The organism is Longimicrobium sp. (genome assembly GCA_036377595.1).
Classification (GTDB): Bacteria; Gemmatimonadota; Gemmatimonadetes; order Longimicrobiales; family Longimicrobiaceae; genus Longimicrobium.
Map to the genome: position 1 here is coordinate 31580 of DASUYB010000107.1, position 19417 is coordinate 50996.

Consider the following 19417-nt stretch of genomic DNA (forward strand, 5'->3'; position numbering starts at 1 on the left):
GTCCCTCCCCCGAACAACACGGAGGAGGGACCTGGGCTCGCTTCGCTCGCGGCAATGACACCCAAGGCCAGGGCGCCATCAGCGTGCCGCCGCACAGAACTGGGCACTGGGCACTCAGCACTCAGCACTTCCCGCTATCGATCCACCCCCGTCGTCATCCCCGCGGCGCCGCTGGTCTGGCCCAGCAGCCACGCGGCGACGGCTTCCTGCATCACGCCCTCGCCGCCCCAGGCGGCCAGCAGGTTGCGCGCGGTGGGGATCTCGTGCGCCAGGCGCGGATGGCTGAACAGCAGCACCGTCGCGTCCGGCGCGGCGTCCGTCACCTCGCGGACGCGCTCCCGGGCGGCGGCGCTGATGCCGGGGCGCCCCTTCCACGCGCGGATGTCGGAGTAGAGCGCCACCAGCGGCGTCCCCCCGTCCGACAGCTCGACGCCCGCACGCCGGAGCGCGGCCGGAAAGGCGTCGCGTGGATAGGGGGGATACGGGCCGCCCGCGTCGTCCTCGATCTCCACCAGCCGCACCGGACCCTGCGGAAGACCCGGCTCGCCGCGGCAGACGCGGAGCGCGCGGATGCCGATCTCCAGCGCCCAGCGGCGGTCCGCCTCGGTACCGACGTCGCCGCCCGCCGCGCCGCTCACGCGGTCCGCCGCCGCGGCGATGCGGGCGAGCGCCTCCGCCACCCGTGCGCGCGGCAGCCGCCCGTCCGCGACGGCCGACTCGACGGCGCGGATCACCGCCTCCGCATCGTCCGGGTAGAGGAGCACGTCGCACCCGGCGGCGAGCGCCTGCACGGCGGCGGCGGCCTCGGTGGTGTCCTCCACCAGCCCGTCCATCACCAGCGCGTCGGTGACGACCAGCCCGCCGAAGCCCAGCTCACCGCGCAGCAGGTCGCCCAGGATGCGCGGGCTGAGCGTCGCCGGGCGGCCGTCCGCGTCGAGCGCGAGATAGGCGACGTGCGCGGTCATCATCGCGTCGGCGCCGGCGGCTGCGGCGGCGCGGAAGGGCTTCAGGTCCTCCTCCAGCACCTCGCGCGGCGCGGAGACGGTGGGCCGTTCGATGTGCGAGTCGCCGACGGTACGGCCGTGGCCGGGGAAGTGCTTGGCGCACGACAGCGCCCCGCCGCGCCGACACCCGCGCACCCACGCCGCCACCTGCGCGGCGACGGCGTCCGGCTCCGTCCCGAACGCGCGCACGCCGATGATGGGGTTCTCGGGCTCGAGGTCCACGTCGGCCACGGGCGCGTAGATCCAGTTCACCCCCAGCGCCCGCGCCTCGCGCGCCGTCAGCTCGCCCGCGCGCTCGGCCACCGATTCGTCGCCCAGCCAGCCGATGGCCGCGGCGGGGGGGAGCGGCGTGGCGCCGCGGAACTGCTGCCCCGCGCCGCGCTCCAGGTCGCTGGCGATCAGCAGCGGGTGCCGCGCCCGCGACCGCAGCTCGGCCGTCAGCGCGCGGACGGCGGACGCCTCGCCGCCGAACAGGATGAAGCCGCCCACGCCCAGCGCCAGTCCGCGCTCGATGGTGTCGCGATGCTCCTCGTAGCCGTTCTCCGCGCTCCACCGCACCGCGGGCAGCAGCAGCCGCGCGACCTCCAGCCGATCGTCCGTCATCTCCATCCCGTCGATGTTCGAATGCGTTTCAAACTGCTGGGTTCGCCGTGTCCCCGCTGAGAGGTCGGGGTCGATAGTAGCGCGGAAAGCCGGCCCGTCCGCGGCCGCAGGCGGCCCCCTCCCCCCGGCCCCCTCCCCCGCTTCGCAGGGGCGGGGGAGAACTCAGCGTGGTGAGCCCATGCCGCGCCGGCGCTCTCCGCACGCACGCACCGCAATCCCCCGTCCATCACCCAAACAAAACACCCCTCCCGCCGCGGGAGGGGCAGTCGTTCACCGCGCGGCGCTCACTGCGCGCGCGGAGTGGGCCCGGGGAGGACGAAGGTGCTCACGTCCGTGCCGCGCAGCACGAAGCCGGCGCTGGTCTCGCCCACCACCATGGTGCGCACCGGCGACGCGCCGCCGAAGCGCTCGGGGCGCACGGTCGCGTGCAGCGTCCCCACGACGGTCGGCTCGCCGCCGGCGAAGGGGGCGCGGACCACCGCGTACTCCACCTCCGTCGCCGTGCCGCTCGCGCGCCGCGAGCCGGGCGTCTCGCGCAGGTAGACGAACGCGTCGGTGAACGGCCCCGGCCGCGGCGCGATCCCCGGCCCCACCGTGCGCGTGGCGCCGCTGGCGATGTCGCGCACGTGCACCTGCCGCTCGGCCTCGTACACCACCACGCGCCGCAGCGGGTCGAAGAACGCGGGGACCACGTCGTTCACCACCTCCACCGTCGGCGCCAGCGGCACCAGCCCCCGCCCGCCGGGAAGCTCCACCCAGAGCGCGCCCGTCTGCAGCCGCATCGCCCTGTCCGCCGTGGCCGGGTGGAAGACGATGTGCGGCACCGAGTCGTCGCCGTAGGTGCGCAGGTCGCCGCGCGCGTCGGCGGCCAGCGGCGCGCCGCGCGCCTCGAACAGCGTCAGCAGTTGCGCCGCGACGACGCGCACCTGCCCGTTCTCCTCCTTGGCCAGCAGCGAGCGGATGGCCGCCGCGTCCTCCACGTCCAGCCCCTGCAGCGCGGCCAGGCGCACGCGGTTGTGCGGGTCCAGCAGCGCCGCGCGCAGCGCGTTCCGCACCGCGGGGCTGTCGGCGGCGAAGCGCTGCAGGCCGGCCGCCGCGGCCACGCGCACGTCGTCGTTGTTGCTGGAGATGAGGATCCCGCGCAGCAGGTTGGCCGCGTTGAAGCCGCGCCGGTCGGCCAGCAGCAGGATGGCGTTGGCTCGGACGTTGTCCTTCACCGAGCCGGTGGTGATGAGCTGGGTGAGCGCGGGATCGAGCTCGGGCCCCATCACCTCCAGCCGCGCGCGCTGGCGGTAGAAGGCCGGGTCCGGCTCCTCCACGTCGAGGATGCGGTTGACGTCGTACACCAGCCGGTTGAAGCCGTACTGCGGCGGCGGCGTGCGGCGGAGAAGCGACTCGCACCCGGGCGTGGCCAGCACGAGCGCCGCCAGCAGCGCGAACCGCGCCGGGCGGCGGAGCGTGCGGACGGTGGGTGTGCGGGGCATGGGCAGCGGGAGATTCAGGTGCGCGCCGGGGGCCGCCGGCCGGGGGTGAAGGAGCCCAGGATGCGCGGACCCGCCGCGCCCGTGGCCCCGGGCTCGTTGGCGGGGAGGCCGCGCAGGTGCGCCCACGCCAGCAGCGCGAACGCCACCGCCTCCTTGGCGTCGGGGTCCATCCCCAGCGCCGCGCCGTCGGCGACGGGAAGCGGCGCCAGGAGCTCTCGTATCCGCGCCACCAGCGTGGGGTTCCGCGCGCCGCCGCCGGAGACCACCACCTCGTCCACCCCGCGCGGCAGCACCCAGCGGCGGTACGCATCGGCGACGGTGCGCGCGGTCAGCTCGGTCAGCGTGGAGACGAGGTCCAGCCAGTCGCGGTCACCCTCGGGCCGCACCGCCTCGACCAGGCGGATCACGAACGGGCGGCCGAACTCCTCGCGGCCGGTGGACTTCGGCGGCGCGGCGGCAAAGTACGGGTGCCGCAGCAAGTCCGCGAGGAGCGCCTCGTCGACCTCGCCCCGCGCGGCGAGCATTCCGTCGCGGTCGAAGGTGGCGCGGCCGTCGGTCGCCAGCTCCACGGCGGCGTCGATCAGCGCGTTCCCCGGGCCGGTGTCGAAGGCGAAGACGGGCTCCGCGCTCCCCCGCGGCGGCACGCGCGTGACGTTGCCGATCCCTCCGATGTTCTGCAGCGCGCGGGCCTTTCCTTCGACGGAGAAGAGGACCTTCTCCACCCAGGGAACCAGCGGCGCGCCCTGTCCGCCCGCGGCCACGTCGCGCGTGCGGAAGTCCGAGACCACGGCGATCCCCGTCCGCTCCGCGATGGTCGCCGCGTCGCCCAGCTGCAGCGTCGCCCCGCGCGTCTCCGCGGACGGCGGCCGGTGCCACACCGTCTGCCCGTGCGAACCGACGGCGTCCACCGTCTCGGGCGAGATCCCCGCCTCCTCGCAGACGCGGAGCGCCGCCTCGGCCAGCCATTCGCCCAGGTCGGCGTGCAGCCCGCAGAGCGCCTCGGCGGTGCCGGCGACGATGGCGGCGTGGATGGCCTCGCGGCGCGCCGGCTCGTACTCCACCGTCAACGAGCGAACCACGCGCGCGGTGACGTTCGTTTCGTCCGCTCCGCCGACCTCCACCAGCGCCGCGTCGATCCCGTCCAGCGAGGTGCCGGACATCAGCCCGACGATCAGCACGCGCCCGCCCCGCGCAGCACCTCGCGCACCTCGGCGAGCGTCTTCCCGTCCAACTCCAGGGAGGAGAGGATCACCTGGTGCGCGGTGGCGTGGCCGAAGCGCGGCACGTCGGCCTCCCACTGCCAGACGCCGATCCCCCGCCGCTGCACCTCGTTGAAGTTGCGCTCGCGCAGCCGCTGGAAGCGCTCGAACAGCGCGTCCGGATCGTCCTTCGCGAACTCGAACCCCGGGCGCTGGCTGATCCCCGCGCGGTCGCGCATGGCGGCGAAGATCAGCGCAGTCCACAGCTCGTTCGCGACGAGCCCCAGCAGCAGGTCGCACACGCGCTCGCGCGCGGGCCCGGCCGCGTCCCCATCCGACAGGGCGACGCGGAGCGCGCGCGGGGCGATCTCGTAGCGGACGAGCAGTTCCTCCCACTCCATCTCGCTGGCGGGGCGCGCGGGGAAGTCCTCGTAGAAGCTCACGACCGCGGCTCCAGGATCTCGCCCAGGCGGCCGCCGGCGCGCATCAGCATCTTCGTGGCCTCCTGCCGGCCCACCTTGCACCAGTGCATCACCATCGCCGTCTTCACGCTCCCCCCCGACGCCTCCAGCAGCTCCGCGGCCGAGTGGCGGTCCAGGTCCAGCGTCTCCATCAAGATGCGCTCGCTGCGGTCCTGAAGTTTCTGGTTGGTTGCGCGCAGGTCAACCATCAGGTTGCCGTACACCTTCCCCAGCCGGATCATGGCGCCGGTGCTGATCATGTTGAGGACGAGCTTCGTCGCCGTCCCCGCCTTCATCCGCGTCGACCCCGTGACGACCTCGGGGCCCACCAGCGGGGCGATCACCACGTCGTACACCATCAGCATCCACTCCTCGGGATAGGTGCAGAGGAGGAAGCCCGCCTTCGCGCCCAGCTGCTTCGCGCGGGTGAGGGCGCCGTGCACGTACGGCGTCGTCCCGCTCGCGGCGATGCCGAAGACGAAGTCGCGGCTGTCGACCTGCATCTCGTCGATCGCCTTCGCGCCGTCCTCGCGGCTGTCCTCGGCGCCCTCGACGGCGTTGGTCAGCGCCGCGCGCCCGCCGGCGATGATCCCCTGCACCATGCGCGGGTCGACGCCGTAGGTGGGCGGCATCTCCGACGCGTCGAGCACGCCCAGCCGGCCGGACGTCCCCGCGCCGACGTAGATCAGGCGGCCGCCGGCGCGGAGCGCCTCCTCGGCCATCTCCACCGCGCGCGCGACCTGCTCCAGCTGGCCGGCCACGGCGGGGGCGATGCGGTGGTCTTCGTCGTTGATGACGCGGACGATCTCGAGGGCCGACAGCCGGTCGATGTCCGTGGTGGCGGGGTTGCGCTGCTCGGTGAGCCGAGGGTCGAGCGGGGGCTTGGACGACATCAGGCGCGGGTTACGGGAGATGCCGGGAGATGCGCGAAACGGATGCGTCCCCGCGGCGCGCGCCAACGTGCGCGCTCGCGTCGGCGGATGCAAGAGTGCTTCCAGCCGCAGGGGACAGGGTACAGAGGGAGGAGCGGGGAATCGCGACGTCCCCGGGATTGAAGAGGAGATGTCATTCCGAGGCCGGCCAGACCGTACTTGCGTCCGCGCCGATGCCTGCAGGCCGAGGAATCTGTGGCCTGCTCCGAGCGACAGCCTGGCGGTCGACTCGGGAGTCCGCCATGTACCCCGGGTCGAAACCCGGGGCTACAACGGCCCGAAGTCCGCCTTCGCGGACTCCCAACGCAGCCTTTCGGTGCAACGGAGCTGGATCCGCGCGCCGAAACCCTCGTACGGGAGTCCGCGCAGGCGGACTTCTTGATGTTCCAGCCCCGGGTTTCAACCCGGGAATCCCAGCGGACGCGCAGGTGTCGGTGTCGCGCGCCAAGCTCGCCCCGGGAGTCCGCGAAGGCGGACTTCGGGCCGTTGTTGCCGCGAATTCCATTCGCCTGTCCATCCCCGCGGACTCGGCGAATCTCCCATCGCAGACGGAACGGTCCTACAGCTCCTTCCAGTCCACCTCCAGCACCTTCCGGTAGGCGCCGCTCTCGATCAGCATCTCCACGATCGCCGCGTCGAGCAGCCCCTCGCGCGCCTCGGCGGTGAGGATGTCGAGCGCGCGCTCGGGCGGCAGCGCGCGCTTGTACGGGCGGTCGCTCGCGGTCAGCGCGTCGAAGATGTCGGCCACCGTCATCATCCGCGTCTGCAGGGGGATCTCGTCGCCCGGCACGCCGCGCGGATAGCCGCAGCCGTTCAGCTTCTCGTGGTGCCCGTACGCGATCTCCGCCACGTTCCGCAGATCCCCCGTCCACGGGATCTGGACGAGGAAGCGGTACGTCTGCTCCACGTGGCTCTCGATCTCCCGCCGCTCCCCCTCGTCCAGCGTGCCCCTGGGGATGCGGAGGTAGCGCAGCTCCTCCTCCGTCACGTACGGCACCGGCCGGTCGTCGGGACCGCGGAAGGTGAGCCGCCCCGCCTGCTCCAGCGCCTCGGCCACGCGCTCGCGCAGGATCGTCGGCTCGTTCGACGCGGCCACGACCGCGCGGATGCGCTCCAGCTCGTCCAGCCGCGCGCGGAACGCCGTCTCCATCTCCACACCGGGGCGGACGCCGCGTTCCAGCAGCTCCGCGCGCTCGCGGTAGTGGTCCGCCTCGAGCGTGCGGCGGATCAGGTCGAAGCGGCCGAGCACCCGCTCGTGCAGCACCGGCGGCAGCTTCTTGGCCTTCACCAGCACCTCCTCGCGCACCCCCACCTTGCCAAAGTCGTGCAGCAGCGCGGCGTAGCGCAGCTCGCGCAGCTGCGCGGCGGTGAAGCGGACGCCGCGGTACGGCGCCGGCGCGTGCCGCTCCAGCCCCTCGGCCAGGTCGCAGGTCAGCGTGGCGACGCGGACGCTGTGCCCCGAGGTCGTCGGGTCGCGCGAGTCCACGGCGATGACCGCGGCCTTCACGAAGCTCTCGAAGATGGTCTCGATCTGCCGATTCAGCAGCGAGTTCTCGATGGAGACGGCGGCCTGGCCGGCGAGCGCCTGCACCAGCGCCAGCTCGCGGTCGGTGTACGGCAGCACCCAGCGCGCCGCGTCGTTCTCGTCCCTGATCCGCGCGGCGGGGATGCACTTGCGGTTAATCAGCTGCAGCACCCCCACGGTCTCGCCCCTGTGGTCGACCATGGGGACGACCAGCTGGGACCTGGTGCGGTAGCCGAAGCGCTCGTCGAACGAGCGGTTCAGCGCGTACGGCGCGTTTGCGGGAAGATGATACGCATCGTCGATCCGCAGCGTCTCGCCGGTGAGCGCCGCGTAGCCGGCCAGCGAGGTGGTGTCGAGCGGGAGGGTGAAGGTGACGAACGCCGTGTTCGGAAGCGAGTCGTTCTGCGCCTGCGCGAAGCGCAGCCGGGCCACGCCATCGTCGCCGTGCTCGACGAGATACAGGCTCCCCGCGTCGCTCCCGGTGAGCTGCCGCGCCTTGTCGACGATCTTCCCCAGCAGCTGGTCGGGGTCGCGCTCGGTCATCAGCGCCATCCCCACGGCGGTCAGCTCGCGCAGCTCGCCGCGGGTGCGCGCCAGCTCCGCCTCCAGCCGCGCCGCGCCCATCTTCGCCGCGGCCAGGCGGAAGGCAGTGCGCAGCGTGGCGGCCGCGCCCTCCCCGTCCTCAGGCAGCACCGCGGCGATGCGGTCGCACCCGCGCGCGGCCCGCTCCACCTCGCGCGACGCGGCGATGATGGCGACGGACTCGGGGACGTGGCGGAGGAGGGGGACGAGGTCGGGCGTGGCGGCGAGATCTTCATCCAGCAGCAGGACGGACGGCGATCCGGGGATGGCGCCGACGTCGGCCAGCGTGGCAACCTGCAGCAGGTCGATGCGTTTTGCCGCGATGAACGTCTGCAGGCGCGACAGCCCGGCGGCCGGCCCGTGCAGCAGGACCGGCCGCGCCTCGCGCCTCGCCTCCGTGATCCTTCGCGCCGAAACACCGCTCGCACGCATGTTTACGCTCATCCAGCACTCCCGCCGAGCGCGATTTCCTCGCCTTCCGCAGCCGCCGAGAGCACCAGCGGCGAGCCGCGCGCCTGCAGCTCATCGCGCAACTCGCCGGCCATCCGCTCCACCTCGTCGTCCGTGCGGTCCGGCGCGTGGTGGAAGAGGGCCAACTTCCGCACCCCCGCGTCCTCCGCCAGCCGCACCGCCTGCCCCGCGCCGCTGTGGCCCCAGCCGCGGAAGCGAGCGTACTCGGCGTCCGTGTACATCGCGTCGTGCACGAGGAGATCGGCGCCGCGCGCGAACTCCACCATTCCCGCGTACCAGCGCGGATCGGCGTCGCCGAGCTCGTCGTCGGGGACGTAGATGACGGACGCGCCGCCGGCCGACACGCGATAGCCCAAGGTGACGCCGGGATGGCGGACGCGGAACGCGGTCACCTCCACCCCGCCCTCGCTCCACGGCGCTCCGTCGGCGGCCGCGAACTCCACCGTCGCGGGCACGTCGGACAGGGGGACGGGGAAGTAGAGCGGCGTCATCTGCCCCGCGAACGCGCGGTCGACGGGCACGTCGCCCTGCCGCGGGCCGTGGATGCAGAGGTGGGTGCCGGGGTGATGGAGCTGCGGGAGGAAGGGGAAGCCCTGGATGTGGTCCCAGTGGTAGTGGGTGATGAAAAGATGCGCCTCGAGCGCGTCTTCGCCCCGGTGCGCGAGATGCCGCCCGAGCGCGCGGATCCCGGTCCCCGCGTCGAGGATGATCCGCGGCCCGTCCGCCGCGCGCACCTCGACGCAGCTGGTGTTGCCGCCGTAGCGCAGCGTCGCCGCCCCCGGCGTGGCGATGGACCCGCGCGTCCCCCAGCAGGTCACGCGCAGCGCGGGCTCGGTTGTGCTCATCGACGGACGTGGGGCGCGGGACGGGTGGGGATCGGAAGATCATGGCGGTTGAGGTGCGGTGAAGTTACCGGCGCAACGACAGCCGTGGCAACCGGAAGCCCGACGACCACGCATCGCGACGGGCGCGTGAACGCGCGGCTGGAACATTGGGAAGCCTGCTGCGCAGGCTGCGGAAGCCGGCCTCCCTGCAAGTTGGCAAGAACCCGCGCCGCTGCCGCGTCCGCATGCGGTTGGAGCCTCGCGCGGTTTGCGAGGCTTTCCAATGTTCCAGCCGCGGCTTCAGCCGCCCGTCGCGAGCGTGAGCAACCCGCGGAGAAGATTGAACAACGGGTGAGCAGATTTTGAACTGGTGGGTGAACAAACACCCGGCACATCGTGCGGCCGTTCCCGATGGGGGCGGCCGCTCGCGTTTTCCGGCCGCCGGACCGCAACCCCGATCGCACACGATGCAGACCAGCACCCTCGCCCGCGCGACCTCCGCGACCTTCGCCGCCGCCGGCGCGTCGCTGGTGCTCTGGGCCACGCTCCACCCGTGGGACCACCTCACCGGCGCCGCCGTGGGCCAGACGCCGCGGTGGATCGCCGCGCACACCTTCCACTTCCTCTCCGGGCTCCTGCTGCTGGGCGCCATCGCCGGGTTCGCGGTGCTGCGCGTGCGGACGGCGTCGCGCTTCGGCACGGCGGCGGCCGCGGTGTGGTTCGCCGGCTCGGCGCTGTGGACGGGGACGGGGATGATCACCGCGTACGTCTGGCCCACGCTGGCCGCCCACGCCCCGGCGATGACCGAGGCGACGGGGCCGATCTTCTCCCCGCCGCACCCGCTGATCGTCGTCACCAACCTGCTGTTCGCGGCGGGGATGGTGCTGACCGCCGTCGCCATGGCGCGCGCGGGGCTGATGCCGGCGGCCGGCGCCGCGTGCCTGGCCGTGGGCGGCGCCAGCATCCTCGTCCCCCCGCACCCCATCGGGCCGGCGCCGTGGGCCGCGTTCGTCGCGGGTGCCGTGCTGGCCGGCATCGGCACCGCCTGGCTCGGCATCTCCCTGCGCCGTCTCGGCGACGCGGCCCCGTCGGCCGTCCCGATCCGGCGCGCGGAGCCCGTCACCGCGTCGTGAGCCCCGCATCTCCCGAAATCCACTCACCCCCCACCGTGACCGGACCGATGAGCACCGAGCAGACCATCCGCGAGTTCGTGGAGCGCTTCTACGCCGCGCTCAACCGCACGCTGAACGGCGATCCCGCGCCGATGCTGGCGCTGTGGACGCAGGGCCCCGAGGCCACCGTGATGCACCCCGACGGCGCGCGCCAGATGGGCCCGGAGGAGGTCCGCGGCGCCTTCCAGGCGTGGGCGGCCGCCGTCAGCGACGGCCGCATCACCCCGCGCGACATTTCCATCCGCCTGGTGACGAGCGACGTGGCCGTGGTCTCGGCCGTGGAGACGGGCCGGGGGACGATCGGGCCGGAGACGGTGGAGGTCGACAGCCGCGCCACGCTGGTCGTCCGCCGCGACGGCGCGGGATGGACGGCGGTGCATCACCACGTGGACGTGAACCCGCGCATCCGCGCCCTGGTCGCCGCCGCGCAGGCCGCGACGGTCGACGTGTCGAACGCGCGCATCGGCTCGCCCGAGCCGGCGCTTTCCTGATCCCCAACTTCTGATCTTGGACTCAAGATGCAGCTCGCAGTGACCATGGCCGCCCCGGCGGCACGGATGGAGATCTGGCTGGGCGGCACCCCCCTGTTCGCGCAGATCCTGGGACGCGGATTTCGCAGGCTCGCATCCGCAGCGCCCGCCCCCTCGTTCGCGCCCGCGACCCCGCCGGCGGAGACGGACGCCGCGCTGGTGCGGCACATGGCCGAGGGCGACGACCGGGCGCTGGGCACGCTGTACGACCGCTGGCACGCGCAGATCTTCGCCCTCGCCCTGCACTTGCTGGGTGACCAGGATGAGGCCGAGGAGGTGGTGGAGGAGACGTTCTGGCAGGCGTGGCGGCAGTCCGCGCGCTACGCCGGCGAGCGCGGCGCCGTGGGCAGCTGGCTGACGATCATCGCCCGCAGCCGCGCGCTGGACCGGCTGCGCGCCCGCAACCGGATGCGCGCGGCGCACTCCGCCTCCGTGCTGGCCGACCCCTCGGCCGCGTGCGAGGCCTCGTCCGAGGACCCGCTGCGCGAGCTCGTCGCGTCCGAGGCGCGCGCGGCGGTGCGGCGCGCGCTGGAAACCATTCCCGCCGACCAGCGGCGGACGCTGGAGATGGCCTACTTCGGCGGGATGAGCCAGAGCGAGATCGCCGAGGCCACGGGCGAGCCGCTGGGCACCGTCAAGACGCGCACCCGCCTCGGTCTCCAGCGCCTCCGCCGCCTCCTTGCCGATCTCGCCCCCGCCAGCGCTTGATCCGCTCGTGGCCGGTTGCTACCTCTGTCACCGGTGTGTTCTGAAAGACCTCGCGCAGACCTGATTATCTATCTGGCTCACGCAGGGTTAGCAGGGTCGGCAGATTGAAGCTGCTCACTCTGCCGACTCTGCGTGAGCCCATGTTTTTTCTTTTTTCTGTACTAGATTGATCCGCACGTGGTGTGATGTGGGCGACCCCTCGGACGGAGGAGATGCGCGATGTGCGGGCGATTCGGGCAGAAGGCGAGCAGCGCGGAGCTGGCGGCGGCGTTCGAGGCGGCGTGGCGATGCCCCGAGCCGGAGCTGCCGCGCTTCAACATCGCGCCCACGCAGCACGCGCCGGTGCTGCTGAGCGACGCCGGCCGCCGCGTGCTCGACGTGTTCCGCTGGGGGCTGATCCCGTCGTGGGCCAAGGACGCCGCCATCGGCAACAAGATGATCAACGCGCGCGCCGAGGGGGTGGCCGAGAAGCCCGCCTACCGCGCCGCGTTCCAGCGCCGCCGCTGCCTGGTGCCCGCCAGCGGCTTCTACGAGTGGAAGAAGGCGCCCGGCGGCAAGATCCCGCACTGGATCCACGCGATGGACGGCGGGCCGCTCACCTTCGCGGGGCTGTGGGAGATCTGGCGCCCGGCGAAGGACGCGGAGCCGGTGCTCACCTTCACGATCCTCACCACCACGCCCAGCGCGGACGTGGCCGGCATCCACGACCGCATGCCCGTGATCGTCGCCCCGGGCGACCGCGACGGGTGGCTGGACCCGGAGACGCCCACCGACGACCTGCTGGCGCTCCTCCGCTCCGCGCCCGACGGCACGCTGCGCATGCACGCCGTCTCCACCGCCGTCAACCGCCCCGCCAACGACGGCCCTGCGCTCATCGAGCCCGAAGCTGCCGAGCCGGAATTGTTCGCCTCTACGTAGCCGAGCCGACGACTGGGCTTGCAGTACGAACACTTCGGTCCGATATTTATCGGACCGATTTTCGTCGTACCAGCGCGGAGAGTTGCCGATGGCGAAGAAACTGCCTGCGACGCCACGAAATCCGTTCGAGATCGGGCTTCTGGCCCACGACGATCATTTTGCCGACCGCGAGCAGGAGGTCGCCCGAATCGTCCGTGCGTTCCGGGAGCCCGGCACGCGGCTGGTCGTGTTCGGTGATCGCCGGCTCGGCAAGTCGAGTGCGCTGGACCGGGCAGCGGCAGCGGCCCGCAAAGCCGGCCAGAAGGTCGCGGTCGCGAGCTTCGCCACCGCGACCGATCCCGCGGATGCCGCGCAGCAGCTGCTCGGCGCGGTCCGTCACGAGATCGGGAGGAACTGGCGCGAGACAATGGAACGGATCGCGGAGCGGCTCCAGGCCACGATGGAGCTGCGCCCCGGGACGGCGGCAGGCCTGCCGCCGTCGGTGCGCTTCGCGTTCGGTCTTCGCGAGGAATCCGATGCGCGTCCCCGGCTCCTGTGGGACGTGCTCGGGGCCATCGACGCGCAGATGGAAGCCCAGCGAATCACGCTCGGGATCGGGATCGACGAGTTCCAGCGCATCCACGAATGGGGCGGCGAGGATGCCGAGTGGGCACTGAAATCCGCGATGGAAACCCACCGCAACCTGAGTTACGTCCTGGCCGGCTCCAAGCGGCACCTGATCGAGGCCATGCTGACGAACAAGGGCCGCGCGTTGTGGAAGCAGGTGGACCGATTGGATTTCGGTTCCATCGCTCCGGATGTGCTGGCGGAGTGGATCACACGCCGCGCGGCACGAACGGGAGTGACGGTTCCGCTCGCGCTCGCGGACCGGATCGTGGCGCTCGCCCAGCCGCGCACGCGCGACGTGGTGCAGCTCGCCCGCGTGGTGTGGGATTCCGCGATCCGGGCAGGACGTGCGGATGATGGTGCAGCGGAAGCCGCGCTCGACCAGCTCGTCCGCGAGGAAGGCGCACTCTACGACGCGCTCTGGAGAACGCTCCAGAAAATCGAGCAGCGAATCCTGCGGGCGATTGCCGCCGAGCCGGGGATCGCGATTCTCGCGGCAGACGTACTGGCCCGCTACCGGCTGGGAGCCAAGTCGACCGTGTCCAGCGCGCTTTCCCGCCTCCTCGAGCGCGAAGTCCTCGCTCGTGATGCCACGGGCGCATACACGTTCGACGATCCGTTCTTCCGCCGTTGGGTGCAAGTCAACGCCCTTCCCGACCTTGGCCTTCCACCCGGGCCACTTCCTCCCGGCTGACGGGCGGAGGCCGCTCGTATGACGGTAAAGCCGGCGCAATCTTTTCCATTCCGCGAACATCGGTCATCCACTTGTGCATTCCCCTCCTCGTGGCGATACAATGCAAGTGATTGCACTGCATCTTCTTACATCGAAACGGACGCCACGGCACGGGGATGGCGGTAGGGCGGACGCTCAACGTATACGGGCGCGCAACGCGGCATCGGGACGAAGGATAGCGCGCCGTCCGTCTTGACGGGCAGGACGGCAGCGCCTTACCATTCCTGCCACTCCCCCCGATTACAGCACCCGTACCCGGCGACTCCCCCGCACGGAGCCGCCCGGACACGCCCGCGCGGGCGCCGCCATTGCGCGCCCGCCGCCACCACACCGACCCGACTTTCCGCACCCAGCGAGGTCTCGTGAAGAAAGCCGCACTCGTCGCCGCCGCCACCCTGGCCGCCGCGGCCCCGCTGGCCGCGCAGCGGGACACCGTGCCGGAAGGACGCGTGCACGTGGTCCGCCGCGGCGACACGCTGTGGGACCTGGCCCGCCAGTACCTGTCCGACCCGTTCCTCTGGCCCGAGATCTTCCGGCTCAACACCGACGTGGTGCGCGACCCGCGCTGGATCTATCCCAACGAGCGGCTGGTGCTGCCGGTGGGCGTGTACGCGTCGGCGCAGCAGGAGCCCGAGCACACGGTGTTCTACCAGGGCTCCCGCAACACCGCGCGCGACCGGCTGACCATCCTCCCCGCCGGCAGCGCCGAGTACCCGGTGGTGCGCGTGGGCGACTACTACCGCGCCGGCTTCGTGGCGCGCGACGTCGAGATCACGCCGAAGGGGCGGGTGACCGAGGTCATCTCGCCCACCGTCGTGCCGCTCGAGGAGCAGCCCGCCATCCAGGTGTACGACCAGGTGTACGTGGCGGCCATGGACGGCGCCTCGTTCCGCATCGGCGACCGCATCCAGTTCGTGCGCCCCACCCGCGAGCTGCGCCCGTACGGCCGCGTGTGGACGCCGACCGGCGTGGGCACCGTGGCGAACGTCGACGGCAACGTGGCCACGGTGGTGGTGATCCGCATGTTCGACCCCGTGCGCCGCGGCGACCTGGTCGTTCCCGTGGCGCCCTTCCCGGTCCGCGCGGGGGTGATGCCGGTGGCGTCCACCGGGATGCAGGCGCGCATCTTCGCCTTCGAGAAGCCGCACCCGGCGCAGGCGGTCGAGGAGATCGCCTTCCTCGACGTGGGTCGGCAGGCAGGGGTGAAGGAGGGCGACGAGTTCGAGGTGTTCATGCCGCGCGAGCGCCGCGACTGGGGCACCCGCCCGGAGATCCCCGTCGCCCGCCTGCAGGTGGTGAAGGTGACGGACCAGACCGCCAGCGCGCGCATCACCACCATGCAGCAGCCGGCGATCGTCGTCGGCCAGCCCGTCCGCCGCGTGAGGGCGATGCCCTAGAAGTGCGAGAGTGCGGAAGTGCGGAAGTGCGGAAGTGCGAAACCGCATCGGCGTCACGGCCGGTGCGGTTTCGCGCTTTCGCACCCCCGCACTCTCGCACTCTCGCACTCTCGCACTCCCTCCGCACCCGCCCGGCAACGGACCGCGCGAGACCTCGCGGGGTACGCGGGAGTCGAACGCCCGTTCGGCTCGAAGCGGCATTCTCGCCCTTCCGTAACGCCGCGCCGCGACGCATTTTCCACGCGATGACCACCGCCACGCTGCACCTGCTCTCCCTGGCACTGTACGCGCTCTCGGCCGCCCTCCTGGGCGTGTCGATGGCGCGCAGCGACCGGCGCCTTCCCGGCATCGCCACGGCGGTGCTGGGCGCGGCGCTGGTGGTGCACGTGGCCGAGTTCGCCGTCTACCACGGCGAGTTCCACGAGCTGCCGCTGGTCGGGCTGGGCCCCTCGCTCTCCGTTTTCGCCCTGCTGATCGCCGCCGGGTCGCTGGGGCTGGCGACGTTCGGGCGCACCGGGCCCGTCGGCCTCGTGCTGGTCCCCGTCGCCGCCGCGGTGGCCGCCATCGCGGAGATCGCGGGGGTGCAGCCGTCGCGGCAGGTGATGGACTTCCAGGGGCCGTGGTTCGTCTTCCACGTGGTCCTCGCCTTCCTGGGCTACGCGGGGCTGACCGTCGCGTTCGCCGCGGGGCTGATGTACCTGATCCAGTTCCGCGAGCTCAAGAGCAAGCGCTTCGGCGCCATCTTCCGCTTCTTCCCCCCGCTCGACACGCTCGACCGCATCGGCCGCGGCGCGCTGATCGCGGGGATGGGGTTCCTCACCGTCTCTCTCCTGGTCGGCTGGGCGTGGACGGAGCGCTTCGGCCACCCGATGTCGCCCGGCAATCCCAAGGTGGTGTGGGGGATCCTGACCTGGCTCGTCTTCGCCGTCGCCCTCGCGGTGCGCGCGGGCGGGGGACGGCCGGCGCGGCGCGCGGCGCTGGCCAGCGTGTTCGGCTTCGCGGTGGTGATCGTCGGCTACGTCGTCCTGCGCGTGGCGGAGAGCCGCGGGGGAGCGTTCCTGTGAGCGCGCGCTACCCGGTGATGCTCGACGTCTCGCGCCTCGCCGTCCTCGTGGTCGGCGGCGGCGAGGTGGCGCTGCGCAAGGTGCGGGGACTGGTCGACGCCGGCGCGCGGCCGGACGTGGTGGCCCCGCAGCTTCACCCCGAGCTGCGCGGGCTGGTCGAGCAGCACGGGCTGCGGTGGGACCAGCGCACGTTCGCGAAGGGGGACACGGACGGCTACGCGCTCGTCTTCGCCGCGACGAACAGCGCGGATGTGAACGCGAGGGTGGGGCGCGAGGCTGCGGAAGAAGGCGCCCTCTTCAACCTCGCCGACGATCCGGCGCACTCCATCGTCCACGTCCCCTCCAGCATCGCCCACGACGAGGTGCTGGTGGCGTTCTCCACCGGCGGCGCGAGTCCGCTTCTCGCGCGGCGGCTGAGGGAGAGGCTGGAATCCGTCGTCACCCCCGGCCTCGGTCGCGCGGCGCGGCGTCTCGCCGAATTGCGCGGGGAGGTGCGGAAGCGCTGGCCGGCCGACGAGGCGCGGCGGCGCGCGGCCTGGTTCGACCTGATCACCCCCGACTTCGTGGACGCGGCCATCGCCGGCCGCGACGACGACGTGGAGCACCGCATCGCCCGATGCCTGTCGCAGTCGTAGGCGCCAGCCACCGCACGGCTCCCATCGAGCTGCGGGAACGGCTCGCCTTCGGGCGCGCCGAGATCCCGCCGGCCCTGGGCGCGCTCGCCCGCGAGGCCGGGGTCGAGGCGGTGCTGCTTACGACCTGCAACCGCACGGAGTTCTATCTCGCGTCGGTGGAAGGGGATGACGGCGTCGCCCGGGCGCAGGAGGCGCTCGCCGCGCGGATCGGCGTGCGCGCGGAGGACGCGGCGCGCTGGCTTTACGTGCACCGCGACCGCGAGGCCGCGCAGCACCTCTTCCGCGTGGCCTCGGGGCTCGATTCGATGATCCTGGGCGAGCCGCAGATCCAGGGGCAGGTGAAGGAGGCGTACGCCGCCGCGCGCGAGGTGGCCGGCGACCGCGGACCGGTCGTGGGCCCCGCGCTCAACCGCATGTTCCAGACGGCGTTCAGCATCGGCGGGCGGGTGCGCAGCGAGACGGGGCTGGGGATCGGCGCCGCGTCCGTCTCCAGCGCCGCGGTGGAGCTGGCGAAGAAGATCTTCGGTTCGCTGAAGGGCCGCCGCGCGCTGGTCCTGGGCGCGGGGGAGATGAGCGAGGTCACGCTCGAATGCCTCGCCGCGGAGGGCGTGCGCACCGCCGTCGTGGCCAACCGCACGTACGAGCGCGCCTGCGAGCTGGCGGAGAAGTGGGGCGGCGCCGCCATCCACTGGGACGAGTTCGCGCTGGCGCTGGCGGATGTGGACATCGTCATCGCCAGCACGGCGGCGCCGCGGCCGGTGCTCACGCGTGAGCGCTTCCGCCAGGCGCTCCCCCGCGGCGCGCGGCGGCCGCTGTGCATCATCGACATCGCCATCCCGCGCGACGTGGAGCCGGCGGTGGCCGACGAGCGCAACGTCTTCCTCTACAACATCGACGACCTGCAGCAGATCGTCGACGACTCGCTGGACCGCCGCCGCGCCGAGCTCCCCGAGGCGGAGCGGATCGTCGCGGCCGGGGTGGACGACTTCTGGGCGTGGTACGCGTCGCTCGCCGTCGTCCCCACCATCCGCGCGCTCCGCGACCACGGCGAGCGGGTGCGGCAGGAGGAGACCGAGCGCGCGCTCCATCGCCTCAGCCACCTGTCGGACGAGGACCGGGCGGCGGTGGACGCGCTGACCCGCTCGCTGCTGAACAAGCTGCTGCACGCGCCGACCTCCCGTCTCCGCCAGGCGGCGGGGAACGGCCGCGGCACCGGCGTGCTGGACACGGTGCGCTACCTCTTCGAGCTCGAAAACGACGAAACCGCCGGCAAGGACGACGAATGACGCTTCGCCCCGCCCCCGCCGCATGATCATCCAGTCGGCCGCACAAACCGGAGAGCTGGGCAACGTCTGGCGGATGATCGCCGCCGGAACGCTCTCCACCCAGCTCATCATGTTCCTCCTGGCCGTCTTCTCCATCGTCTCCTGGGCGGTGATCGTGATGAAGGTGCGCCAGTTCCGCCGCCTCCGCCGCGAGAGCGACCGCTTCGTGGAGCGGCTGGAGCGGGCAGAGCGGCTGGAAGACGCCTACCATGCCATCATGGCGCTCCCCGAGAGCCCCTTCACCCGCGTGTTCAAGCGAGGGATGACCTTCTACGCCGAGCTCCGCCCCGCCGCGCGCACCACGGGCGAGGTGAAGGGCCTCCTCCCCGCGCAGCTCGAGGTCCTCCGCCTCGTCCTGGAGAAGGAGGAGGGGGACGAGCGGGACGGGCTGACGCGCGGCCTGATCTGGCTGGCCATCTTCGCCACGGTGTCGCCGCTTCTCGGCCTGCTGGGGACGGTGATCGGGGTGATGAACTCGTTCATCGGCGTCGCGAGCGCGGGATCGAGCAGCATCACCGCCGTGGCGCCGGGGATCGCGGAGGCGCTGGTGGCGACGGCGGGCGGGCTGGTCGTGGCCATCCCCGCGGCCATCGGGTACAACTACCTGACGGGTCGATTGAACCTCTTCATGGGCGAGTTGGAGGGCTTCTCCAGCGAGTTCATCGGGGCGCTGGCGCGCGAGGGGCGCATCTGATGCCGCGGCGGCGCGGGCACGGCGGGCTGGAGATCAGCGCGGAGATCAACGTCACCTCGCTGGTGGACGTGGTGCTGACGCTGCTGGTGATCTTCATGATCACCGCGCCGATGCTGCAGGGCGGCGTGGAGGTGAGCGTCCCCCGCGCCCGCACCGAGTCCGTCCCCTCGTCCGAGGGCGTCGTCGTCACCGTCGATCGCCAGGGCGCCGTGTTCATCGGCGATTCGCCCGTGCGCTGGGAGGAGTTCGAGCGCCGCTTCCCCGAGGCGGTAGCCGTGCGCGGCGCGAAGAGCGTCTACCTCCGCGCCGACCAGGGCGTCCCCTACGGCCGCGTCGTGCAGGTCCTCGGCGCGATGAAGGCGGCGGACGTAGCGACGGTCGGGCTGATCGCGGAGGAGGAGAGGCCGGGCGGGCGGTAGGGAAGTGCTGAGTGCTGAGTGCTGAGTGCTGAGTGCTGAGTGCTGAGTGCTGAGTGCTGAGTGCGCGGACGTCCGCGTAGAGCGGGCGAATGAATCGCGGCAACAACAGCACAAAGTCGCTGCGCGACTGC

18 protein-coding genes are annotated in these 19417 nt (G+C 72.4%); 11 read left to right on the forward strand and 7 right to left on the reverse strand.

Features of this window, described 5'->3' with window-relative positions; genetic code table 11:
* Positions 1 to 134 precede the first annotated feature (134 nt).
* The 7 genes from VF092_18795 to VF092_18825 form a co-directional block, all read right to left on the reverse strand.
* Positions 135 to 1607, reverse strand: a complete 1473-nt coding sequence (locus VF092_18795) for a glycoside hydrolase family 3 N-terminal domain-containing protein (protein ID HEX6749350.1) — start codon at positions 1605 to 1607, stop codon at positions 135 to 137.
* A 284-nt stretch (positions 1608 to 1891) separates the two neighbouring features.
* A complete protein-coding gene (locus tag VF092_18800; protein HEX6749351.1) occupies positions 1892 to 3091 on the reverse strand; it encodes a HEAT repeat domain-containing protein in 1200 nt (399 codons plus the stop codon).
* A gap of 14 nt (positions 3092 to 3105) precedes the next feature.
* A complete protein-coding gene (locus tag VF092_18805) occupies positions 3106 to 4269 on the reverse strand; it encodes an anhydro-N-acetylmuramic acid kinase (GenBank protein ID HEX6749352.1) in 1164 nt (387 codons plus the stop codon).
* Positions 4263 to 4733 carry a hypothetical protein gene (locus VF092_18810; protein HEX6749353.1) on the reverse strand — a complete coding sequence of 157 codons (471 nt, stop codon included), beginning with the start codon at positions 4731 to 4733 and terminating at the stop codon, positions 4263 to 4265. The genes VF092_18805 and VF092_18810 overlap by 7 nt, the downstream gene beginning before the upstream one ends.
* Positions 4730 to 5644: an N-acetylmuramic acid 6-phosphate etherase gene (gene murQ / locus VF092_18815; protein ID HEX6749354.1), complete on the reverse strand. Its 915-nt coding sequence runs from the start codon at positions 5642 to 5644 to the stop codon at positions 4730 to 4732. Before murQ ends, VF092_18810 begins: the two co-directional genes overlap by 4 nt.
* A gap of 598 nt (positions 5645 to 6242) precedes the next feature.
* Positions 6243 to 8234, reverse strand: coding sequence for an HD domain-containing phosphohydrolase (locus tag VF092_18820; GenBank protein ID HEX6749355.1), 1992 nt, complete (start codon positions 8232 to 8234; stop codon positions 6243 to 6245).
* Complete coding sequence (locus VF092_18825; protein HEX6749356.1) at positions 8231 to 9106, reverse strand: MBL fold metallo-hydrolase; 876 nt, start codon at positions 9104 to 9106, stop codon at positions 8231 to 8233. Before VF092_18825 ends, VF092_18820 begins: the two co-directional genes overlap by 4 nt.
* A 446-nt stretch (positions 9107 to 9552) precedes the next feature.
* Here VF092_18825 and VF092_18830 point away from each other — a divergent pair, with 446 nt between their 5' ends.
* The 11 genes from VF092_18830 (at position 9553) to VF092_18880 (ending at position 19286) form a co-directional block, all read left to right on the forward strand.
* Positions 9553 to 10218 (forward strand): hypothetical protein, encoded by a 666-nt coding sequence (locus VF092_18830; protein ID HEX6749357.1) that lies wholly within the window; start codon positions 9553 to 9555, stop codon positions 10216 to 10218.
* A gap of 47 nt (positions 10219 to 10265) precedes the next feature.
* Positions 10266 to 10748 (forward strand): nuclear transport factor 2 family protein, encoded by a 483-nt coding sequence (locus tag VF092_18835; GenBank protein ID HEX6749358.1) that lies wholly within the window; start codon positions 10266 to 10268, stop codon positions 10746 to 10748.
* 27 nt (positions 10749 to 10775) lie between these two features.
* Positions 10776 to 11495, forward strand: a complete 720-nt coding sequence (locus tag VF092_18840; protein HEX6749359.1) for a sigma-70 family RNA polymerase sigma factor — start codon at positions 10776 to 10778, stop codon at positions 11493 to 11495.
* A gap of 219 nt (positions 11496 to 11714) precedes the next feature.
* A complete protein-coding gene (locus VF092_18845; GenBank protein HEX6749360.1) occupies positions 11715 to 12413 on the forward strand; it encodes an SOS response-associated peptidase in 699 nt (232 codons plus the stop codon).
* Between the two features lie 88 nt (positions 12414 to 12501).
* Entirely contained in the window at positions 12502 to 13713 is a 1212-nt protein-coding gene (locus tag VF092_18850; GenBank protein ID HEX6749361.1) for a hypothetical protein, read from the forward strand.
* Between the two features lie 401 nt (positions 13714 to 14114).
* Entirely contained in the window at positions 14115 to 15149 is a 1035-nt protein-coding gene (locus VF092_18855) for a LysM peptidoglycan-binding domain-containing protein (protein ID HEX6749362.1), read from the forward strand.
* A gap of 245 nt (positions 15150 to 15394) precedes the next feature.
* On the forward strand, positions 15395 to 16213 hold the full coding sequence (gene ccsA, locus VF092_18860; GenBank protein HEX6749363.1) for a cytochrome c biogenesis protein CcsA: 819 nt from the start codon (positions 15395 to 15397) through the stop codon (positions 16211 to 16213).
* Positions 16210 to 16848, forward strand: coding sequence for a bifunctional precorrin-2 dehydrogenase/sirohydrochlorin ferrochelatase (locus VF092_18865; protein HEX6749364.1), 639 nt, complete (start codon positions 16210 to 16212; stop codon positions 16846 to 16848). Before ccsA ends, VF092_18865 begins: the two co-directional genes overlap by 4 nt.
* Positions 16830 to 18134: a glutamyl-tRNA reductase gene (gene hemA / locus VF092_18870; GenBank protein HEX6749365.1), complete on the forward strand. Its 1305-nt coding sequence runs from the start codon at positions 16830 to 16832 to the stop codon at positions 18132 to 18134. The genes VF092_18865 and hemA overlap by 19 nt, the downstream gene beginning before the upstream one ends.
* Positions 18135 to 18156: 22 nt before the next feature.
* Positions 18157 to 18867 (forward strand): MotA/TolQ/ExbB proton channel family protein, encoded by a 711-nt coding sequence (locus tag VF092_18875; protein ID HEX6749366.1) that lies wholly within the window; start codon positions 18157 to 18159, stop codon positions 18865 to 18867.
* Positions 18867 to 19286, forward strand: a complete 420-nt coding sequence (locus VF092_18880; protein ID HEX6749367.1) for a biopolymer transporter ExbD — start codon at positions 18867 to 18869, stop codon at positions 19284 to 19286. Before VF092_18875 ends, VF092_18880 begins: the two co-directional genes overlap by 1 nt.
* The last annotated feature ends 131 nt before the right edge of the window (positions 19287 to 19417 follow it).

What these genes read in the sequence shown, in the direction of transcription:
- VF092_18800 (HEX6749351.1), bottom strand. Translation starts at nt 3,091, where the DNA reads ATGCCCCGCACACCCACCGTCCGCACGCTCCGCCGCCCGGCGCGGTTC.
- ccsA (HEX6749363.1), top strand. Translation starts at nt 15,395, where the DNA reads ATGACCACCGCCACGCTGCACCTGCTCTCCCTGGCACTGTACGCGCTC.
- murQ (HEX6749354.1), bottom strand. Translation starts at nt 5,644, where the DNA reads ATGTCGTCCAAGCCCCCGCTCGACCCTCGGCTCACCGAGCAGCGCAAC.
- VF092_18850 (HEX6749361.1), top strand. Translation starts at nt 12,502, where the DNA reads ATGGCGAAGAAACTGCCTGCGACGCCACGAAATCCGTTCGAGATCGGG.
- VF092_18830 (HEX6749357.1), top strand. Translation starts at nt 9,553, where the DNA reads ATGCAGACCAGCACCCTCGCCCGCGCGACCTCCGCGACCTTCGCCGCC.
- VF092_18825 (HEX6749356.1), bottom strand. Translation starts at nt 9,106, where the DNA reads ATGAGCACAACCGAGCCCGCGCTGCGCGTGACCTGCTGGGGGACGCGC.
- hemA (HEX6749365.1), top strand. Translation starts at nt 16,830, where the DNA reads ATGCCTGTCGCAGTCGTAGGCGCCAGCCACCGCACGGCTCCCATCGAG.
- VF092_18820 (HEX6749355.1), bottom strand. Translation starts at nt 8,234, where the DNA reads ATGAGCGTAAACATGCGTGCGAGCGGTGTTTCGGCGCGAAGGATCACG.
- VF092_18840 (HEX6749359.1), top strand. Translation starts at nt 10,776, where the DNA reads ATGCAGCTCGCAGTGACCATGGCCGCCCCGGCGGCACGGATGGAGATC.
- VF092_18875 (HEX6749366.1), top strand. Translation starts at nt 18,157, where the DNA reads ATGATCATCCAGTCGGCCGCACAAACCGGAGAGCTGGGCAACGTCTGG.
- VF092_18795 (HEX6749350.1), bottom strand. Translation starts at nt 1,607, where the DNA reads ATGACGGACGATCGGCTGGAGGTCGCGCGGCTGCTGCTGCCCGCGGTG.
- VF092_18845 (HEX6749360.1), top strand. Translation starts at nt 11,715, where the DNA reads ATGTGCGGGCGATTCGGGCAGAAGGCGAGCAGCGCGGAGCTGGCGGCG.
- VF092_18835 (HEX6749358.1), top strand. Translation starts at nt 10,266, where the DNA reads ATGAGCACCGAGCAGACCATCCGCGAGTTCGTGGAGCGCTTCTACGCC.
- VF092_18880 (HEX6749367.1), top strand. Translation starts at nt 18,867, where the DNA reads ATGCCGCGGCGGCGCGGGCACGGCGGGCTGGAGATCAGCGCGGAGATC.